Origin of the sequence: Paraburkholderia diazotrophica (assembly GCF_900108945.1) — a bacterium.
Classification (GTDB): Bacteria; Pseudomonadota; Gammaproteobacteria; order Burkholderiales; family Burkholderiaceae; genus Paraburkholderia; species Paraburkholderia diazotrophica.
In genome coordinates this window covers 46,975-65,834 of record NZ_FNYE01000033.1, presented here as the reverse complement: position 1 = coordinate 65,834, position 18,860 = coordinate 46,975, and the positions used below count along the sequence as shown (strand labels likewise).

Annotated in this window: 13 protein-coding genes; 7 read left to right on the top strand and 6 right to left on the bottom strand. The window is 65.0% G+C overall.

Going from position 1 to position 18,860, the window contains the following annotated elements; all coding sequences use genetic code 11:
- Positions 1-273: 273 nt before the first annotated feature.
- The 3 genes from xdhA to xdhC are packed head-to-tail and all read left to right on the top strand — an operon-like array spanning position 274 to position 4,795.
- A complete protein-coding gene (xdhA, locus tag BMW76_RS30330) occupies positions 274-1,791 on the top strand; it encodes a xanthine dehydrogenase small subunit (protein ID WP_090871946.1) in 1,518 nt (505 codons plus the stop codon).
- A 26-nt stretch (positions 1,792-1,817) separates the two neighbouring features.
- Entirely contained in the window at positions 1,818-4,208 is a 2,391-nt protein-coding gene (gene xdhB / locus BMW76_RS30325) for a xanthine dehydrogenase molybdopterin binding subunit (protein ID WP_090871944.1), read from the top strand.
- A complete protein-coding gene (xdhC, locus tag BMW76_RS30320; protein WP_090871942.1) occupies positions 4,205-4,795 on the top strand; it encodes a xanthine dehydrogenase accessory protein XdhC in 591 nt (196 codons plus the stop codon). The genes xdhB and xdhC overlap by 4 nt, the downstream gene beginning before the upstream one ends.
- Before the next feature lie 130 nt (positions 4,796-4,925).
- Here xdhC and BMW76_RS30315 read toward each other — a convergent pair whose 3' ends face one another.
- The 3 genes from BMW76_RS30315 to BMW76_RS30305 form a co-directional block, all read right to left on the bottom strand.
- Entirely contained in the window at positions 4,926-5,873 is a 948-nt protein-coding gene (locus tag BMW76_RS30315) for a LysR substrate-binding domain-containing protein (protein WP_090871939.1), read from the bottom strand.
- A 351-nt stretch (positions 5,874-6,224) separates the two neighbouring features.
- Positions 6,225-6,869, bottom strand: a complete 645-nt coding sequence (locus BMW76_RS30310; protein WP_090871937.1) for a 2-hydroxychromene-2-carboxylate isomerase — start codon at positions 6,867-6,869, stop codon at positions 6,225-6,227.
- A 156-nt stretch (positions 6,870-7,025) separates the two neighbouring features.
- Positions 7,026-8,609 carry a TAXI family TRAP transporter solute-binding subunit gene (locus tag BMW76_RS30305; protein ID WP_090871935.1) on the bottom strand — a complete coding sequence of 528 codons (1,584 nt, stop codon included), beginning with the start codon at positions 8,607-8,609 and terminating at the stop codon, positions 7,026-7,028.
- A 601-nt stretch (positions 8,610-9,210) separates the two neighbouring features.
- Here BMW76_RS30305 and BMW76_RS30300 point away from each other — a divergent pair.
- The 3 genes from BMW76_RS30300 (at position 9,211) to BMW76_RS30290 (ending at position 12,834) form a co-directional block, all read left to right on the top strand.
- Positions 9,211-9,567, top strand: coding sequence for a BON domain-containing protein (locus BMW76_RS30300; protein WP_090871933.1), 357 nt, complete (start codon positions 9,211-9,213; stop codon positions 9,565-9,567).
- Between the two features lie 662 nt (positions 9,568-10,229).
- Positions 10,230-12,302, top strand: coding sequence for a D-(-)-3-hydroxybutyrate oligomer hydrolase (locus tag BMW76_RS30295; RefSeq protein WP_407669044.1), 2,073 nt, complete (start codon positions 10,230-10,232; stop codon positions 12,300-12,302).
- Between the two features lie 277 nt (positions 12,303-12,579).
- On the top strand, positions 12,580-12,834 hold the full coding sequence (locus BMW76_RS30290; RefSeq protein WP_090871929.1) for a hypothetical protein: 255 nt from the start codon (positions 12,580-12,582) through the stop codon (positions 12,832-12,834).
- A 66-nt stretch (positions 12,835-12,900) separates the two neighbouring features.
- Here the strand turns inward: BMW76_RS30290 and BMW76_RS30285 are convergent, their stop codons facing one another.
- Positions 12,901-13,689: a sulfite exporter TauE/SafE family protein gene (locus BMW76_RS30285; RefSeq protein ID WP_090871927.1), complete on the bottom strand. Its 789-nt coding sequence runs from the start codon at positions 13,687-13,689 to the stop codon at positions 12,901-12,903.
- 365 nt (positions 13,690-14,054) lie between these two features.
- On the opposite strand from BMW76_RS30285, the gene rarD reads away from it, so the two are divergent.
- Positions 14,055-14,930, top strand: a complete 876-nt coding sequence (gene rarD / locus BMW76_RS30280; RefSeq protein ID WP_090871925.1) for an EamA family transporter RarD — start codon at positions 14,055-14,057, stop codon at positions 14,928-14,930.
- Positions 14,931-15,017: 87 nt separating this feature from the next.
- Here rarD and BMW76_RS30275 read toward each other — a convergent pair whose 3' ends face one another.
- Positions 15,018-15,683 carry a LysE family translocator gene (locus BMW76_RS30275; protein ID WP_090871923.1) on the bottom strand — a complete coding sequence of 222 codons (666 nt, stop codon included), beginning with the start codon at positions 15,681-15,683 and terminating at the stop codon, positions 15,018-15,020.
- A 122-nt stretch (positions 15,684-15,805) separates the two neighbouring features.
- Positions 15,806-18,859 (bottom strand): efflux RND transporter permease subunit, encoded by a 3,054-nt coding sequence (locus tag BMW76_RS30270; protein WP_090871921.1) that lies wholly within the window; start codon positions 18,857-18,859, stop codon positions 15,806-15,808.
- Between the last annotated feature and the right edge of the window lies 1 nt (position 18,860).

Here is an 18,860-nt window from a genome sequence, read left to right as displayed (position 1 = left end):
CCGTCAATTTTCCCGGCTTGTGAAGGACTTTGACCGCTAGCCGTCAGCGCATGCGTTGTCCTAGATAAGGGAATAACAACGAAAACAACTCGAACCGGACTCGGCAACATAAGCGCAGCGGCCCGCCGCCGTCCCAATTTATCTCTCCAGCTGTATGTCCCCCATGCGATCGAGCCTATGGGTTGTAATTATTGATGATGCTACTTTTCGAACCGTCAGCCGCACCGTCCGCATTCCCCATGCGGATGCGGATAACCGAAACGAGCACAAGACATGAGCCAGCCGATCCGCTTCTACCATCGCAACGCGATCCGTGAGATCACGGGCGCGCCCGTCACCCGCACCGTTCTCCAATACCTGCGCGAGGACGCGCGCTGCACGGGCACCAAGGAAGGCTGCGCGGAAGGCGATTGCGGCGCGTGCACGGTGGTGATCGGCGAGCGCGACAACGCGGGCGGCGTCAGCTTCAAGGCCGTCAACGCGTGCATCCAGTTTCTGCCGACGCTCGACGGCAAAGCGCTCTTTACCGTCGAAGACCTGCGCCAGCCGGACGGCGGCCTGCATCCGGTACAAGAGGCGATGGTCGAGTGCCACGGCTCGCAATGCGGCTTCTGCACGCCCGGCTTTGTGATGTCGATGTGGTCGATGTACGAGAAGCATGGCCATGAGCACGCGTGCGCGAACCGCACCGTGCCCGATCGCGCCGAGATCGCCAACGCGCTGACGGGCAACCTGTGCCGCTGCACGGGCTATCGTCCGATCGTCGATGCGGCCGAGCGCATGTTCCAGTTGCCCGCGCCGAAAGCGCCCGTCGACGTGAAGGCCTTGGCTGAAAAGCTCGCGACGCTCGAGCGCGGCGAAACCTTCCGCTACGAATTCAACGGCCAGACGTTCGATGCGCCGCGCACGATCGACGCGCTCGCGAAGATCAAGGCCGACGCGCCCGCGACGCGCATTCTCGCGGGCAGCACCGACATCGGCTTGTGGGTCACGAAGATGATGCGCGACCTGGGTCGCATCGTGTATGTCGGCCAGATCGCCGAACTGCAGAAAGTCGAGACAAACGACGACTGGATCGAAATCGGCGCGGGCGTGACGGTCGAGCGCGCGTATGCCGAGCTGGCGAAGCAGTATCCCGAACTCATTGAGATGTGGCTGCGATTTGCATCGCTGCCGATTCGCAACGCGGGCACGCTCGGCGGCAACGTGGCGAACGGTTCGCCCATCGGCGATTCGATGCCGGGCTTGATCGCGCTCGGGGCGCGTGTCGTGCTGCGCGGCGGCGACGTCGAACGCGAACTGCCGCTCGAAGACCTGTATCTCGCGTATCAGAAGAAGGACATGGCCGAGCATGAGTTCGTCGTGGGCCTGAAGGTACCCGCGCGCAACGAAGCGCGCAGGCACTTCACGTTCCGCACGTACAAGATTTCGAAGCGCTTCGACTCCGATATTTCCGCCGTGTGCGCCGCGTTCTCGTTCATCGCGGACGGCGACACGATCCGCGAGCCGCGCATCGCGTTCGGCGGCATGGCGGCAACGCCGAAGCGCGCGACGCATGCCGAAGCCGCGCTCGCCGATGCCAACTGGCACGAAGCCACCGCGCAGGCCGCGATGATCGCGCTCACGAAGGACTACGAGCCGCTCACCGATATGCGCGCGACGGGCGGCTATCGCCTCGAAACCGCAAAGAACACGCTGTACCGGTTCTGGCTCGAAACGCGCCCGAACGATCCGCTGCAAAAGAGCGCGCTCGATGTGCGTGCAGTCGTTGCGGCCGGTGTGGCCGTCTAAAAACAGGATCACGGAGAACCAGCAGAATGAACCAGCAAGCCGAACCGTTCCTGAAGGACGCCACGGAACTCGCCGACTTCACGCAAGTACACGTGTCGCGTCCGCATGAGTCCGCGCATCTGCACGTGAGCGGCCGCGCGACCTACACCGACGACATCCCCGAGCTTGCGGGCACGCTGCACGCGGCGCTCGGACTGTCGCCGAAAGCGCATGCGAAGATCCTGTCCATGAAGTTCGACAAGGTGCGCGCGACGCCCGGCGTCGTCGCCGTCTTCACTGCCGACGATATTCCCGGCCACAACGACTGCGCGCCGATCGTCAAAGGCGACGATCCGATTCTCGCGGACGGTGTCGTCCAATACGTCGGTCAGCCGATGTTCATCGTCGTCGCGACGTCGCACGATGCGGCGCGCCTGGGCGCGCGTCGCGCGGAATTCGAATTCGAGGAACTGCCCGCCGTGCTGACGGCACAGCAGGCGCGCGCCGCGAACCAGAGCGTGATTCCGCCGATGAAGCTCGCGCGCGGCGACGCCGTCTCGAAGCTCGCACGTGCGACGCATCGCGAAGCGGGCGAGATGCTGCTCGGCGGGCAGGAGCAGTTCTATCTGGAAGGCCAGATTTCATACGCGGTGCCGAAGGACGACGACGGCATGCACGTGTGGTGCTCGACGCAGCATCCGAGCGAAATGCAGTACCTCGTCTCGCACGTGCTGGGTGTCCACTCGCACAACGTGCTGGTCGAATGCCGCCGGATGGGCGGCGGCTTCGGCGGCAAGGAATCGCAGTCGGGGCTGTTCGCGTGCTGCGCGGCGCTCGCTGCGTGGAAGCTGCTGTGCCCCGTCAAGCTGCGCCCCGATCGCGACGACGACATGATGGTCACGGGCAAGCGCCACGATTTCCACTATACGTATGACGTCGGCTATGACGACGAAGGCGTGATCGAAGGCGTGTCCGTCGACATGACGTCGCGCTGCGGCTTTTCCGCCGACCTGTCCGGCCCCGTGATGACGCGCGCCGTCTGTCATTTCGACAACGCGTACTACCTGTCGGATGTCGCGATCGATGGCTTCTGCGGCAAGACGAACACGCAGTCGAATACGGCGTTTCGCGGCTTCGGCGGCCCGCAGGGCGCGTTCGCGATCGAATACATCATCGACGATATCGCGCGTTCGCTCGGCAAGGACTCGCTCGACGTGCGCCGCCGCAATCTGTATGGCAAGACCGAGCGCAACCAGACGCCGTATGGCCAGATCGTCGAAGACAACGTGATTCACGAACTGATCGACGAACTGGAAGCGACGAGCGACTATCGCAGGCGCCGCGCCGAAGTGCTCGAATTCAACCGCAACAACGAAGTGCTGAAAAAGGGCCTCGCGCTGACGCCCGTGAAGTTCGGCATCGCGTTCAACGTCACGCACTTCAATCAGGCGGGCGCGCTCGTTCACATCTACACCGACGGCTCCGTGCTCGTGAACCACGGCGGCACGGAAATGGGCCAGGGTCTCAACACGAAGGTCGCGCAGGTCGTCGCGCATGAACTGGGCGTGAGCTTCGATCGCGTGCGCGTGACGGCGACCGATACGTCGAAGGTCGCGAACACGTCGGCGACGGCGGCATCGACGGGTTCGGACCTGAACGGCAAGGCCGCGCAGGATGCCGCGCGCCAGTTGCGCGAACGTCTCGCCGCATTTGCCGCCGATAAGTTCGGCGCAGGTGAGGTGACGGCATCGCAGGTGCGATTCGCGGGCGATTGCGTGCTGATCGGCGATGCCGTCGTGCCGTTCGAAGAAGTGATCGCGAAAGCGTACGTCGCGCGCGTGCAGTTGTGGTCCGATGGCTTTTACGCGACGCCGAAGCTCTACTGGGATCAGGCGAAGCTGCAAGGGCGGCCGTTCTTCTACTACTCGTATGGCGCGGCCGTGTCTGAAGTCGTGATCGACACGCTGACGGGCGAAATGCGCGTGTTGCGCGCCGATGCGCTGCACGATGTGGGCGCGTCGCTGAACCCGGCCATCGATGTCGGCCAGGTCGAAGGCGGCTTCATCCAGGGCATGGGCTGGCTGACGACGGAAGAGTTGTGGTGGAACGCGGGCGGCAAGCTGATGACGCACGCGCCATCCACCTACAAGATTCCGACCGTCAACGATACGCCGCCCGACTTCCGCGTGCGTCTCTTCAAGAACCGCAACGCGGAGGACAGCATTCACCGCTCGAAGGCGACGGGCGAGCCGCCGCTGTTGCTGCCGTTCTCCGTGTTCTTCGCGATCCGCGATGCGGTGGCCGCAGTCGGCGATTACAAGGTGAATCCGCCGCTGAACGCGCCCGCGACGGGCGAAGAAATCCTGAAGGCGATCGGCGCGGTGCGTGCCGCCCGCCTGGACGGGCGCTCAACCCGAGTTGCGGAGTGTTCGCCATGATGCGCGTCCCGTCTTTCTCCAACATGCCTGTTCAGATCGGCCGACGCAGCGGCCACGCGACGAAGCTGCCGCCGCCGATGCATATCGTGTCGTTCGGCGCGGGCCACGTCGGTCATGCGCTGATCGCGCTGCTTGGCCGTTTGCCGTGCGTCGTGCAATGGGTCGACGAACGCGACGAACTGTTCCCCGACGAAGTGCCCGCGAACGTGCAGGTCGAAGCGACCGACACGCCCGCTGCCATCGTCGACGAAGCGCCGCCGGGCGCGTACTTCCTCGTGATGACGCACAATCACGCGCTCGATTTTTCGCTGACCGAGCGCATCATGCGGCGGCGCGACTTCGCGTACTTCGGACTGATCGGATCGAAGACGAAGCGCGTGAAGTTCGAGCGTCGTTTGATGGATCGAGGCGTCGATGCTGAGCGCCTCTTTGAAATGACCTGTCCGATCGGTGTGCCGGGAATCGTCGACAAGGCGCCGCCGTCGATTGCAGTGGCCGTGTGCGCTGAGCTGCTGCAAGTGCGCACGCAGCAGGTTTCGCTTGCGGACTTTGGCTCCGCTCTGAACGCGCCGTGTATCGGCGTTTGACGCGACCTTCGGTTCCTCCAGCGGGCGCGGCGGCAAAGGCTGCTGCGCCTGTTTTTTTGCGTGCGCTGCTTTCGTTTGCTTCGCTTTTGCCTCGCTTTGCGCGGGCGTCCGCGAATGAACGCACGGCGCTTTACTTCGTCCCCCGCCGCCCCTTCGTTGCCACCAGCATCTCCGACACTTGCGCCATCAGCCCGCGCAGCCACGCGATATCGCTTGGCCGGTCCGGCTGCGGATGCCACATCTGATAGCACTTGATGCGCGGAAACGGAATCGGCACGTCGACGACCGCGAGCGGCAGCATCTCCGCGTAATGCCGCGCGAAGCGGCGCGTCGTCGTGAAGATCAGGTCGGACTGCAGCAGCACCTGCGGCACGAGCCCGAAGTAGGGCAGCGTGGCGACGATGCGCCGCGACGCGTTCGCTCGCTTGAAGCCCGTGTCGATCGCGCCGCCGCGCGCGCCGCTGTAGTGGGCGGGCGCGAGATGCGGCGCGGCGAGATACGCGTCGCGCGTCAGCGGCGCTTTCGCGAGGGGATGGTCGGCGCGCATCATGCACACGACGGTATCGGAGAACAGGTCGCTGCGCTCGAAGCGCGTATCGGGCTTCGGCCAGTTGCCGATCACGAGGTCGAGCTCGCCTGCATCGAGCGCGGACGCATGATCGAGCAGCGGCCCGAGCGATTCGATTTCGAGCCGCGCATGCGGCGCCGCCTCGCGAAACTGCGCGATCACCGTCGGCATGAAGAAGTCGTTCAGATAATCGGGCGCGGCGACGCGGAACGTGCGGCGCGAGCGCGCCGGATCGAAGTCGCCATGAGGCGTTGCGACGAAATCGACGTCGCGCAGCACTTTCTGTGCGGAAGCAAGCAGCGATTCGCCGTATTCCGTCGGCACCATGCCCGACTTGCCGCGCACGAGGATGGGATCGTTCAGCGTTTCGCGCAGCTTGCGCAGCGCGGTGCTGATGGCGGGCTGCGTCTGGTTCAGCCGCAACGCGGTCTGCGTGACGCTGCGCTCGACGAGCAGCGTGCGCAGCACGCGCACGAGCCAGATATCGAGTGAAGCGGCGTTGTCGTCCATGAATCGGCGGGGCGGGGAAGGCCCGTTGAAGGCATTCGAATGCGGGTATCGAGCCGTGCATCGCGAGCGGGCAATGATCCCGTTGCCAGCATCGCGCCGCACGCGCGAAGCTATAACCTTAGGCCCGTTTGCCGCGCGTCGGCCATAGCGCAAGCGGTATGACGGGCATCACGGATCGTGAGCAGCGCGCTTTGTGGGCGTCGTGCAATGGCGCCGTGCAGCGGGCGCTGTGCAACGGATGTCGCGCTACGGGCGCCATGCGATGCACGACATGTGTTGCCAGCGTCGCGCGATGGCCCGTCGTGCAGCAGTCGCCCGACGACGGACGCCTCGCCGCCAGACGCCGCCCGCTCAGGCCTTCGTGAGCCCCGACGGCAGCGACGTGATGCGCTTCACTTCCTTCGATTCGAGCCAGTTCGGCGTGCGCGCGCAGTAGAGCACCATCTGCAGCGCGTCTTCGCCCCAGAACAACTGCTTGTTGAGCCAGAACGTCGGCACGCCGAATACGCCGATGGCGATCGCGTCGGTGCCGTTGCGAGTCAGTTGGGCGCGCGTCGCTTCGCGCGCGATCAGCGCCTCGCCGTCGGGCACGTTCAGGCGCTCGCACAACGCGGCGAAGCCATCCGCCGTCGACGGATCGCGGCCGTCGCGCCAGATGAAGCGGAAGATCTCGCGCACCGTATTCAAATCGGCGCCGAGCGCCGTTGCGAGCAGCATCGGCTTGGCCGAGTCGAACGGATGCGCGGGCGGCATCCTGAATGGGATGCCCAGTTGCTCGGCGCGAAAGAGCGCGTAGCGGTACGTGAAAATGCGTTTCGCGGGCACATCGTAGGCGATCCGCTGTCGCCAGTGGCGATACAGATCGTTCAGCTGAACGGGGGTGAACACGAACGGCAGCCCCGGCCATTTGTCATGCTGTTCAAGCAGCAGATACGAGAACGGTGAGACAAAGTCGTAAAACCACAGTGGCTGCGTGGCGTCGATGCCATCGGTCATGATGTCTCCCGGTTTCCTGAGTCGGCGGGCTGGCGCGGATGCCGTGCGTCAGCCCGTTCTGGTTGATTCGATCTTACGCAAAGCACGCCCCGTTCGCATCATTTGATGAAACGGCGCTGCTGCGTCCGGCTCTTCAGCGGGCGTTCACGGGAACGATTACTCTTCGCGGCCCGATCTTTCGCGGTCTGCGTGAGCTTCGTGACTGGCGGCGCGTGCTTCGGCGCGGCTGATCGCGCCACCGGAATGCACGTGTGCTTCGACCTGCGAGCCGGTCGAGCCAGTTGAGTCGGTCGAGCCAGTCGAATCGGTCGCGCCGGTCGAACTCGCCGATTGCGCTTCGCCCGCCACGTCGCGCGCGGCGGCCGCCGCGGCCGCTTCAGAATCGCGCATGAGACGCGCCCGCACGAAGCCGATATGCTCGCGCAGCACGTAGAACTGGTCCGCATAGGCAAGCGGCATTTTCAGTCCGTTGACCGACTCTTCGATCTTGTCGAGCCGCTCGACGAGCCCCTCGCGCTCGGCCGCCGACGTATCGTTGAGCGCCTCGCGCTCGATCGCGATCAGCGCGCCGTACCAGCGGTAGATACGCGACTTCACGCGCCACGCATACAGCGACGGCACGAGCCTGAGCCCCGGAATCAGCACGACGATGACGGGCACCAGCACGACCAGCAGCCGGTCCGCGAGGCTCGCGAGCCAGAATGGCAGGATGCGGTAGAGGAAGCTCTTGCCCGACTTGTAGTAGCGGGCAGCATCGTCGCTGATCGGGAAGTCGTGCGCGAGCGGCGCGGGGAACTCGCCCGCCTTCTGCATCACGCTCGCCTTGCTGTGCACCTCGCGCGCCGCTTCGATCAGCAGATCGGAAAGCGCCGGATGCAGCGAATCGCGCGCGACGAGTTCTTCCGTCGGCGCGATCATGTGCAGCGTCGTCGACGGCAGGTTCTTGCCGAGGTCGAACGAGCCCATCGGCATTTCGAGCTGCGTCAGATACGGAAAGCGCCGCGCATACGCGCCCGCCTGCGTGAAATCGTAGAACTGCACGCCCGCCGTCCGATACAGCTTGCCCATCACGGGAGGCTGCGCGTTGTCGCCCGTGAGGAAGGCCGCGTCGATCTTGCCCGCGATCAGCGCCTGGGCGGCGTCGTCGCCGGAGAGGGGCAGCAGCTTCGTCGGGCCGTCGGGCGTGATGCCGTTGGCCTTCAGCAGTTGCAGCGCCAGCTCGCGCGTGCCGCTGCCTTCGGCGCCGATCGCCATGCGCTTGCCCTTGAACTCGGACAGCAGCGTGACCATCGCGCCGCGATAGAAGATCGCGACGGGCACATACGCGACGCTGCCGAGCGACATCAGCCCATCCGTCATCTCCTTCGACGGCGCGATGCCGTCCTGCACGAAGCCGACGTCGACATTCGCATGCGGATCGGTCAGATGTGTGAGGTTGTCGGCGGAGCCTTCCGTCTCCAGCACGTTGAGCGTGATGCGGTTGCGCGCGAGGATCGCCTTGTACTTCTGCGCGGCCACCCAGAAGGTGCTGCCTTTCGGGCCCGCCGCCATCGTCAGCGTGTCGGGCGGCGCGGGCTGGATCAGGCGCACGGCGATGTAGATTGCGATTGCGCTGATCAGCAGGATCGGGCCGAACGACACGGCGAGATCGCGCCATGAGATCGCCACGAAGCGGGCGACGAGGTGAGGCGGCTTGCGGCGAGGCGTGCGTTCCGGTGGACGTCCGTCGGAAGGCTTCATGGGAATGCGTAGTGTCAGGAAGTGATCAGGTTGGTCCAATGATGTCGGTCGGGCTCTCCGCGCGCAACGGCTCGTGCCCGTCTGCTGCATCCGCTGCAGATGCTGCCCGCCCGTTTCGGCGTTCGCGCCGATGGTACATGAGATTGAAGGCGCGGCGGCGCGCGGCCGCGACGCGGTGCCATAAACGCGTAACAAAGCGTGAGCCGGCATTCGTTCGACATCGTCGGCGTGCAGGGGCAACGAAGCCCGAAGTTCCAACGCGAAGCGCGACGAAAGCGCGATATCCTTTGCAGAACTGTCGCGGCTAGATTACATTGGCATCGCTGCCGCGAAACAACGTTTGCATTGCGCGACCCGGCCGGACTTACGAGACCAGGGCGCGCTGCCGGCGCGCGGCGGACGGCCAGCGTAAATGAACCGCTGCGCATCGGTAGCGCCGGCCGTCGCACACCTTCCAATGCCTCTCTCGCAGACCGTGACAACGCTCCAGGCTCGCCATTGCCTCGTTGCGCCTTTGTGCGCCGCGTGCAATCGGGTCGCCCGCAGTCGTAACCAAGCCGCTAGCCAAACGCGGTCCAAACCAAAGCAAAAAGGAGAAGTCATGAAATCGGTCGATTTTCTGAAGGCACTGGGTGGTGTTGTCGCAATGGTCGTCGCATGCCACACGTATGCCCAGGCAAGCGACTCCACGTCCACCGGCACGACGGCGGCAGCGCCCGCCGCCAACTCGAAGGCTGCCAAGAAGGAGAACCGCGCGCTCGGCAAGAAGGTGCGCGCGGCGCTCGCGAAGACGCAAGGCCTCGACGTATCGGCGATCAACGTCCGCGCCAGTGGCGGCGCAGTCACGCTGACGGGCACGGCGCCCGACAACGACCAGATCCAGAAGGCTGGCGAGGTGGCGAAGGGCGTGGCGGGCGTGACTTCCGTGTCGAACAAGATCAACGTCCAGCAGCAGTAAGCGATGCCGCAGCGCTCGGGCCGGAGGGATCGCGGTCCGGATGGCGCGGGCCGCGGACGACGGGCAGCACGACGAGCGGCGCCGTGCATCTTGCGACATCCTTACCGGTCAGAATGACAAGCGGGCTTCCGTGCCGAACGGAAGCCCGTTTTTGTTTCGGTTCGGTTTTGTACGGGTTTGCGCGGCGTTGTGCTGCGCGCGGGTTCGCCAAGCCGGGGAGGTGTGCGGCAACCGACTGCGCCAGGACGCGCGTTTTCTCCACGAAACGGGACGGCGTGGCCGCCGTCTCTGCGCGTAGACAGAGAGCAGCTTGCCTCGAAAGCCGCATCCAGTCGACATTTCAGGCCAGGCGGATATGGCGCGGCGGTGTTGCCGCCACTGGACTGTCTCCGGAGCAAGACGGTCTGCGCGGTCCCTGCTCGCGGTGATGCCTCGCGCGAACCCGCCGTGAACCCGCTGTGAACCTGCACGTCAGCGCGCCCGGCGCGACATCCGTGCATTCGGCGCGAAACTTGCATTGAAGCAGCCGCCGTCGGCTCGCCCGCTGCGTGATTCGACTGACGGCAGCGGATGAGCCCCGGCGCCGACACAACAAGACAATGGAGACGACAATGACAGGGAAACTGCCGTTCAGACGTGCCGCCACTGCTCTTTGCACGACGATGTCCGCGATACTGCTCGCCGCGTGTGGCCACGGCGACGATCACCATAACAACCCGACCACCAACACGCTGCCTTCGTTCGTGGTGTCCAGCAGCGTCACGACGACCGCCTATGACGGCAACAGCGACGACCTGCTGACGGGCGGCCTCGGCAAGACGGGCCTTGGCTCGGCGACGCCGCCTTCGTTCTCGAATTCCGCCGTGCCGACGCCCGCCGAGTTGCGCCGCCTTGCGATCTGGTCGAACTACCGGGCGCTCGTCGACATGTCGGCGAACGGCGGCTATGGACGCTTCTGGGGGCCCAACATCGACCTGAACGGCAACGACACGCTCGGCGAGGGCAAGATCGCCGGCACCGAGTATCTCGCCTACGCGGACAACGGCACCGGCCAGCAGAACGTGACCTTGATGGTGCAGGTGCCGTCCACGTTCGACCCGAATAGTCCGTGCATCGTCACGGCGACGTCGTCGGGTTCGCGCGGCGTCTATGGCGCGATTTCGGCGGCGGGCGAGTGGGGCCTCAAGCGCGGCTGCGCGGTCGCCTACACCGACAAGGGCGGCGGCAACGGCGCGCACGAGCTGGCAACGAGCCTCGTCACGCTGATGAACGGCACGGTCGCGGCGGCAACGGCGGCGGGCACGAAGAGCCTCTTCACGGCGAACGTGTCGTCGGGCGCGCTGTCGTCGTTCAACACCGGCTTCCCGAACCGCTACGCGTTCAAGCACGCGCACTCGCAGCAGAACCCCGAGCAGGACTGGGGCAAGAACACGCTCGAAGCCGTGCAGTTCGCCTACTGGGCGCTCAACCAGCAGTTCGCGCCGACCGTCGATAGCAACGGCCAGCAGCACGGCGTGCGCTACAGCCCCGGGAGCATCACGACGATCGCGGCTTCCGTCAGCAACGGCGGCGGCGCGTCCCTCGCAGCGGCCGAGCAGGACACGCAAGGATGGATTACAGCTGTCGTCGTCGGCGAGCCGCAGATCAATCTGCGCATGGTGTCGTCGGCGAAGGTGCTGGAGGGCGCCGTCCCGATTCCCGCAGCGGGCGCGCCACTGGCCGACTACATGACCTACGCGAACATGTTGCAGCCTTGCGCGGCAGTCGCGACGGCGGCGGCAGGCTCGCCGTATCTGACGGCGTTGCCACTCGCGACGACCCAGGCGATCCGCGCGGCGCGCTGCGCGTCGCTGGCAGCGGGCGGCTTCGTGAGCGGCGCCGACGAAACGAGCCAGGCCAACGATGCGCTCAACCGTCTGCACGCGGCCGGCTACGAAACCGACTCCGATGTGCTGCACGCGCCGATGTGGGACTCGCAGGCCGTGCCCGCTGTCGCCGTCACGTATGCGAACGCGTACACGAAGTCCAGCGTGATCGACAATCTGTGCGGCTTCAGCTTCGGCACGACGAATGCGGCTGGCGCGGCGGGCGTTGCGCCGACGCTGTCGCCGATGCTCTCCATCTTCGGGCTGGGCAACGGCGTGCCGCCGACCAGCGGCATCAACCTCGTCTACAACAACGCGTCGGCGCCGGGCGGGGCGGACCACCGGCTCGCGACGGCCGACGCCAGCTTCACGGGCGCCGCGTGTCTGCGCGCGTTGTGGACGACGGGCGACCAGCGCATGCAGGACAACGTCAATGCGATCCGCGTGACCGCGAATCTGCACGGCAAGCCTGCAATCATCGTGCAGGGCCGCAGCGATGCGCTCGTGCCCGTGAATCACGCATCGCGCGCGTATCTGGCGATGAACAACATCACGGAGGGATCGAAGAGTCAGCTGTCGTTCTATGAAGTGATGAACGGCCAGCACTTCGACGCGTTCCTGAGCGTGGCCGGCTTCGATACGCGCTTCATCCCGGTTCACTACTACGACATCCAGGCGCTGAACCTGATGTGGAATCACCTGAAGAGCGGCGCGCCGCTGCCGCCGTCGCAGGTGATTCGCGCGGTGCCGCGCGGTGGCACGCCGGGTGCTGCACCTGCATTGACGACGGCGAACCTGCCGGCGATCTCGATGAGCCCGGGTGCAAATGCAATTCAGGTCGGAGCGGGCGCGGTGAACGTGCCGAAGTGAAGGGCCTGAAGGGCATGAAGGGACCGATTGTCGTACCAACGATCGCGCCGCTCGCGTCAGTGCAGGAATAACGCGAGCGGTGCGACGCGCGCATGAAATGCCGTCGCAACGATGCACACGAACGGAGCCGAACATACGGCGCCTTGCGGGCACCCTGTCGGACGCATCGCGCACGCATCGTTCAAACGCGACGGACCATCGTGCTTGTACGCCGTGACACACTGTTTACCCGTCGCGTGAAGTACTGTGAAGTATCGACGCTTCCGGAGCGACGGCCATGGACAGACACCGCTTCAATTACATCGATCTCCCGATCGGCGAACGCGCCGCGTTCGAACTCGTGTGCGCGCGGCATGGTTTTGCGCCCGTGCATTTCGACATCACCGCCACCGACGATCCCGACGACGCTTCACATCATGCGCGCCTGTTGACCATACGGCGCGGCGGCTGGGCGCAGTCGTATCACGAGGACCAGGCAGGCCACTGGATCCGGCAGTTCGAAACCGACCTCAACTGCCGCTTCTTCAAATGATCGCCGCGTCGCTGCGCGCGATGTCTCTAACGCACATCGCGCGCGCCGACGCGACGCGTCACGGCATCACGCCATCACGAGCTTCACGCCGACGAGCGTCAGCGTTGCCGCGAGCAGGTTGCGCAGCAGCTTGTCGGGCGCCTTCGACGCCAGATAGCTGCCGATCATGATGCCCGGAATCGAGCCGACCAGCAGAGACGCGAGCAGCGACCAGTTGACCGATCCGAGCAGCCAGTGGCCCGCGCCCGCGAGCAGGGTGAGCGGCACGGCATGCGCGATGTCCGAGCCGACGATGCGCGTGATCGGCAGCATCGGGTAGAGCAGTAGCAGCACCGTGACGCCGATCGCGCCCGCACCCACCGACGTCAGCGATACCAGCACGCCGAGAACCGCCCCCGTCAGCATCGTCAGCGCGAGCGTGCTGCCTTGGCCCGTCGCGCGCTTGCGCGAGGCCGCGAACGCGGTGAGCTGCGGCCGGAACACCAGCGCGATAGCGGTAATCAGCAGCGCGACGCCGAGCACGACGGAAATCAGGTGCCCGCCGCGCTGCGACTCCATCCCGTAGCGATGCAGCAGGATCAGCGTGACGGTCGCGGCGGGTACGCTGCCCGCCGCCAGCCGCAGCGTCACCTGCCAGTCGATCGTGCCCTTCACTCCGTGCACGAGCGTGCCCGTCGCCTTGGTCGCGGCCGCGTACAGCAGGTCCGTGCCGACGGCCGTGGCCGGATGAATGTTGAAAAGCAGCACGAGGATCGGCGTCATCAGCGAGCCGCCGCCGACGCCCGTCAGCCCGACCAGAAAGCCGACGAAAAGACCCGACGCGGAATACAGGAGATCGATGTGGGGAAGTGCCATTGCTCGGACCGCGGACGGTCTCTTAAAGAATTCGGTTGCGGGCAGGCTTGCCGGTACTGTCGCCAGAAGCCGCGCGCGGGCTGTGCCTGAAGGCGGTTCCTCAGGCGGAGGCCCGGGCAGTCCGTCAGGCGGTTCCATCGGGCTGCGGCGCGGCGAAAGACCGCTATTGTCGCAAAACCGGCGGCGCGGCGTCCTGATGTTCGCCGATGCCCCGCCGATGTCCGCAATGATGCCGGCTCCGGCGGCCCGCTTACAATAGCGCTTCGGGCGCCGCGGGCGCGTCGGACGGCGCTTGCAGGGAGCGTCGACGATGCGTGCCGTGTGCGATGCGTTGCCCGTGCCTCTCCATCCGCAGACCGATAAAAATGAACTACGGCGTCGCCTACGCAGTCCTCGCATTCACCCTCTGGGGACTCTTTCCCGTCTACTTCAAGACGCTGCACCAGATATCCCCCATCGAGATGCTCGCGCACCGGATGGTGTGGTCGATGCTGTTCCTCTTCATCGTGCTGGCCGTGCGGCAGCAATGGCGCTGGCTCGGGCCCGTGCTGCGCGACCGGAAGCTGCTCGGACGCTTCGCCGCGAGCGCGCTGTTGCTGTCGACGAACTGGGGCATCTATATCTGGGCCGTCAACGCGGGACATATCGTCGAGGCGAGCCTTGGGTACTTCATCAATCCGCTGATCAACGTGCTGTTCGGCTTCGTGTTTCTCGGCGAGCGGCTGCGGCGCGTGCAGTGGCTCTCGGTGGCCGTTGCCGCGTGCGGCGTGCTGTGGCTCACGTGGGAAAACGGCCATCCGCCGTGGATCAGCCTCGCGCTCGCGTTCAGCTTCGCGGGCTATGGGCTGCTGCGCAAGACGGCGCAGCTCGGCGCGCTCGAAGGGCTGACGCTCGAAACGGTGCTGCTCTTTCCCGTTGCCGCGCTGTACCTGTTCGTCTCGTCGTCACATGGGGCGAGCGGTTTCGGTGCCGCGTCGCTCGGCGTGAAGGTGCTGCTCGCGCTCGCCGGACCGATCACGGCTGTGCCGCTGCTGCTGTTCGCAGCGGGCGCGCGGCGCATTCCGCTGTCGATGCTAGGGCTCATCCAGTACGTGACGCCGTCGCTGCAATTGCTGATCGGCGTGCTGATCTATCAGGAGCCGTTCGGACACGTGCAACTGATCGGCTATGGCGCGATCTGGATCGCGCTCGCCCTTTATTCGCTCGACGGCTTGTGGCGCGCGCGCTTCGCGCGGGCGTGACGGCGATGCGATAAAGAAGGCCGCCCGCAGGCGGCCTGGGTTGCAGCAAAGGACTGTGCTGCAAGGATACGGAAGGAAGCGTTCGCGTCAGATCGCGCGGCGCACTTCGGCGACGCCGAACGCGGCCAGTGCAAACCCCGCAATGCGGTCGATGACGACGCGCAGCTTGTGCCCGATCGCATGACGCGCGAGCGACACGGCCGTCACGAGGAAGCACCACCAGGCAATCGATCCGCAAAACACGCCCAATACCGTCGTGAGCGCGACGCTCGACGAAAACGGTCCGCGCGGCGCGAGCGTCGTGAAGAGGGCGGCGAACATGATGATCGTCTGCGGGTTGGTCAGCGTGAGGAGCAGCGCGCTCGCGAAGGCTTTCACCGCGCCGGCATGCCCGATGCCCGCGAGTTTCCCTTCGCCGTTGCTGCCGTTGTTGCCATTGCCGCCGTTGTTCCCGTTATCGGCGGGCACTTTCTGCAACATCGTGCGAATGCCGAGATACAGCAGAAAAAGTCCCGCGACGATATGCAGCGGCTTGTCATACGCCAGCATGAACTGCGACACGCTCACGAGACCAAGCGCGGCGATCAGGCCGTAGAACGCATCGCCGCCCGCGATGCCGAAGCCGATCGCAAGACCGGCGCGCGGGCCGTCGGTGAGCGTGCGGCGAATGCACAGCATGCCCATCGGACCGACAGGCGCCGCGACCGCGAGACCCACGCCCGCTGCCGTGAAGAAAAGACCGGGACTGAACATCGATGCTCCTGTGTATTTGACGTGATATGAGGGCCACGGCGGATGACCATCCGCAAGCATAGCCGTGCGGCGTACACGCCGGCAATGCGGACAAAAACGCCGCGCGCTTTTAGCGAAATCGTTCAGGCCTCCACCGGATGCTCCCTGTCCCGATGATGGTCGGCGGCGAGGAACATATACATCGCGGGCACGACGAAGAGCGTAAACAGCGTGCCGATCGACAGCCCCGTGAAGATCACGAGCCCCATCGCATTGCGGCCCGCCGCACCCGCGCCTGACGCGATCACGAGCGGCAGCACGCCCAGCACCATTGCCGCCGTCGTCATCAGGATCGGCCGCAAGCGCACGCCGGCCGCTTCTTCGAGCGCTTCGCGCTTGCCGCGTCCCGCGCGTTGCAGTTCGTTTGCGAACTGCACGATCAGAATGCCGTGCTTGCTGACGAGGCCCATCAGCGTGACAAGGCCGACCTGCGTGTAGATATTGAGCGTCGAGAGTCCCACGTTGATGAAGATGAGCGCGCCGAACAGCGCCATCGGCACCGACACGAGAATCACGACAGGATCGCGGAAGCTCTCGAACTGCGCAGCAAGCGCGAGAAACACGATGATCGTCGCGAACAGCAGCGTGATCACGAAGCCGCCGGACTCCTGCACGAACTGCCGCGACAGGCCCGAGTAGTCGGCCGTATAGCCCGTCGGCGCGACGTCGATGGTCGCCTTGCGCAGGAAGTCGAGCACTTCGCCCTGCGAGATGCCCGGTGCGAGCACGCCGGAAATCGTCGCCGAATTGAGCTGCTGGAAGTGATTGATCGACTCGGGCACGATGGTCTGTTTCAGATGCGTGACCGTCGATGCGGGAATCACGCTGCCATCGGGCGTGCGCAAATAGTAGTCGAGCACTTGCGACGGGTTCAGCCGGTCCGTTTGCAGCACTTGCGGAATCACCTTGTACGAGCGGCCCGCGATCGAAAAGTAATTGACGTAGTTGCCGCCGAGCGCCGCGCCCAGCGTCTGCCCGACATCGCTTTGCGACAGGCCGAGCGAAGCGACCTTGTCGCGGTCCACGAGCAGCACGCTTTCGGGCTTGTCGATTTTCAGGTCGCTGTCGACGAAGAAGAACATGCCGCTTTCGCGCGCTTTTTGCAGCACGGCTTGCGACACTTCGTTGAGGTTCTCGAACGGCTCCGTCGTGCTGATCACGAACTGCACGGGCAACCCCTGCGCGCCCGGCAGCGGCGGAAACTGGAACGCAGCGACGCGCGCGCCCGCAATGCCGTTCCACTGCTGCTGCAATTCCTGCTGCAATTGCGTCGCGCCTTTCTTGCGCTTGTCCCACGTCTTGAAGAGCACGCCGCCGATGCCCTGGTTCAGCGTCGGCGCGCCCGTCAGCTGGAACATCTGCGAGTACTCGGGCAACTGCTTCGAGATGTCGAACACCTGGTCCGCGTAAGTCTGCATCTGCTGGATCGTCGCGTTCGGCGGCCCCTGGATCTGCGACAGCACGATGCCCTGGTCCTCCTGCGGCGCAAGCTCCGATTGCGACGTCATGAAGAGATACACGGTGCCGCACAACAGCAGCGCGCCCATCACGATGAACACGGGCCACGTGTCGAGCATCGCATGCAGAAGACGCCCATAGCCGCGATGCACGCGCTCGAACTGCCGGTCGACGAAGCGCGCGAAGCGGCCCGACTCCTGGTCCGTGCGGAAAAAACGCGAGCACATCATCGGCGATAGAGACAGCGCAATCACGCCTGATACCGTCACGGCGCCCGCCAGCGAGAACGCGAACTCGGTGAAGAGCGCGCCCGTCAGCCCACCCTGAAAACCGATCGGCAAGTACACGGCAACGAGCACGACCGTCATCGCGAGAATCGGTCCGCCGAGTTCGCGCGCGGCGATCAGCGCCGCTTCGAAAGGCTGCTTGCCTTCCTCCTTCATATGCCGGTCGACGTTCTCCACCACGATGATCGCATCGTCGACGACGAGCCCGATCGCGAGCACGAGAGCAAGCAGTGTCAGCAGATTGATCGAATAGCCGAGCAGTTGCATCACGAAGAACGTGCCGATCAGCGACAGCGGCATCGCGATCACGGGCACGATCACCGCGCGGAAACTGCCGAGGAACAGGAAGATCACGACTGTCACGATCAGCAGCGCTTCGACGAGCGTCTTCACCACTTCATCGATGGCCGTGTTGATGAAGTCGGTTGCGTCGTAGACGATGTCGCCCGTCATGCCTGTCGGGAACTGCTTTTGTAGATCGGGGAAGATCGTCTTCACGCGCTTCGCGACGTCGAGCACGTTTGCATCGGGCGCCACCTTGATGCCGATGAACACCGAACGCTTGCCGCTAAACGCGACGTTGAAGTCGTAGTTGTCCGCGCCGAGCACGACGTTCGCGACATCTTCGAGGCGCACGATCGCGCCGTTCTTCTGCTTGACGACGAGCTTCTTGAAGTCGTCGACGGAATGCAGGTCCGTGCCCGCATTCAGGTCGACGCTGATCATCTGGCCTTTGGTCGTGCCGAGCGTCGCCAGATAGTTGTTGTTGCCAAGCGCCGTGACGACATCGGCGGCCGTGACGTTGTGCGCGGCGAGCCGGTTCGAATCGAGCCAGGCGCGCAGTGCGAACTGACGGCCGCCGAGAATCTCCGCTGTCTGCACGCCCTGGATCGAATCGAGCTTCGGCTTCACGACACGCAGCAGATAGTCGGTGACGTTATTGCTCGGCAGCACGTCGCTGTAGAAGCCCATGTACATGGCGTCGGTGGTCTGGCCCACCTGCACGGTCAGGACCGGCTGCTGCGCCTGCGGCGGCAACTGGTTGCGCACTGACGCGATCTGCGTGTTGATCTCCGTCAGCGCGCGATTCGAGTCGTAGTTCAGGCGCAGCGTCGCGGTGATCGTCGAGACGCCCGTGCTGCTCGTCGACGACATGTAGTCGATACCCTGGGCCTGCGCGATCGCGGATTCGAGCGGCTGCGTGATGAAGCCGGCCATCGTGTCGGCGCTCGCGCCGTAGTACGACGTCGTGATCGTCACCACGCCGTTTTCGGTCTGCGGATATTCGCTGACCTTCAGCACGGATAGCGAACGCAAGCCGAGCACGAGGATCAGCAGACTCACCACCGATGCGAGCACCGGGCGTTCAATGAAGATGTCGGTGAATTTCATC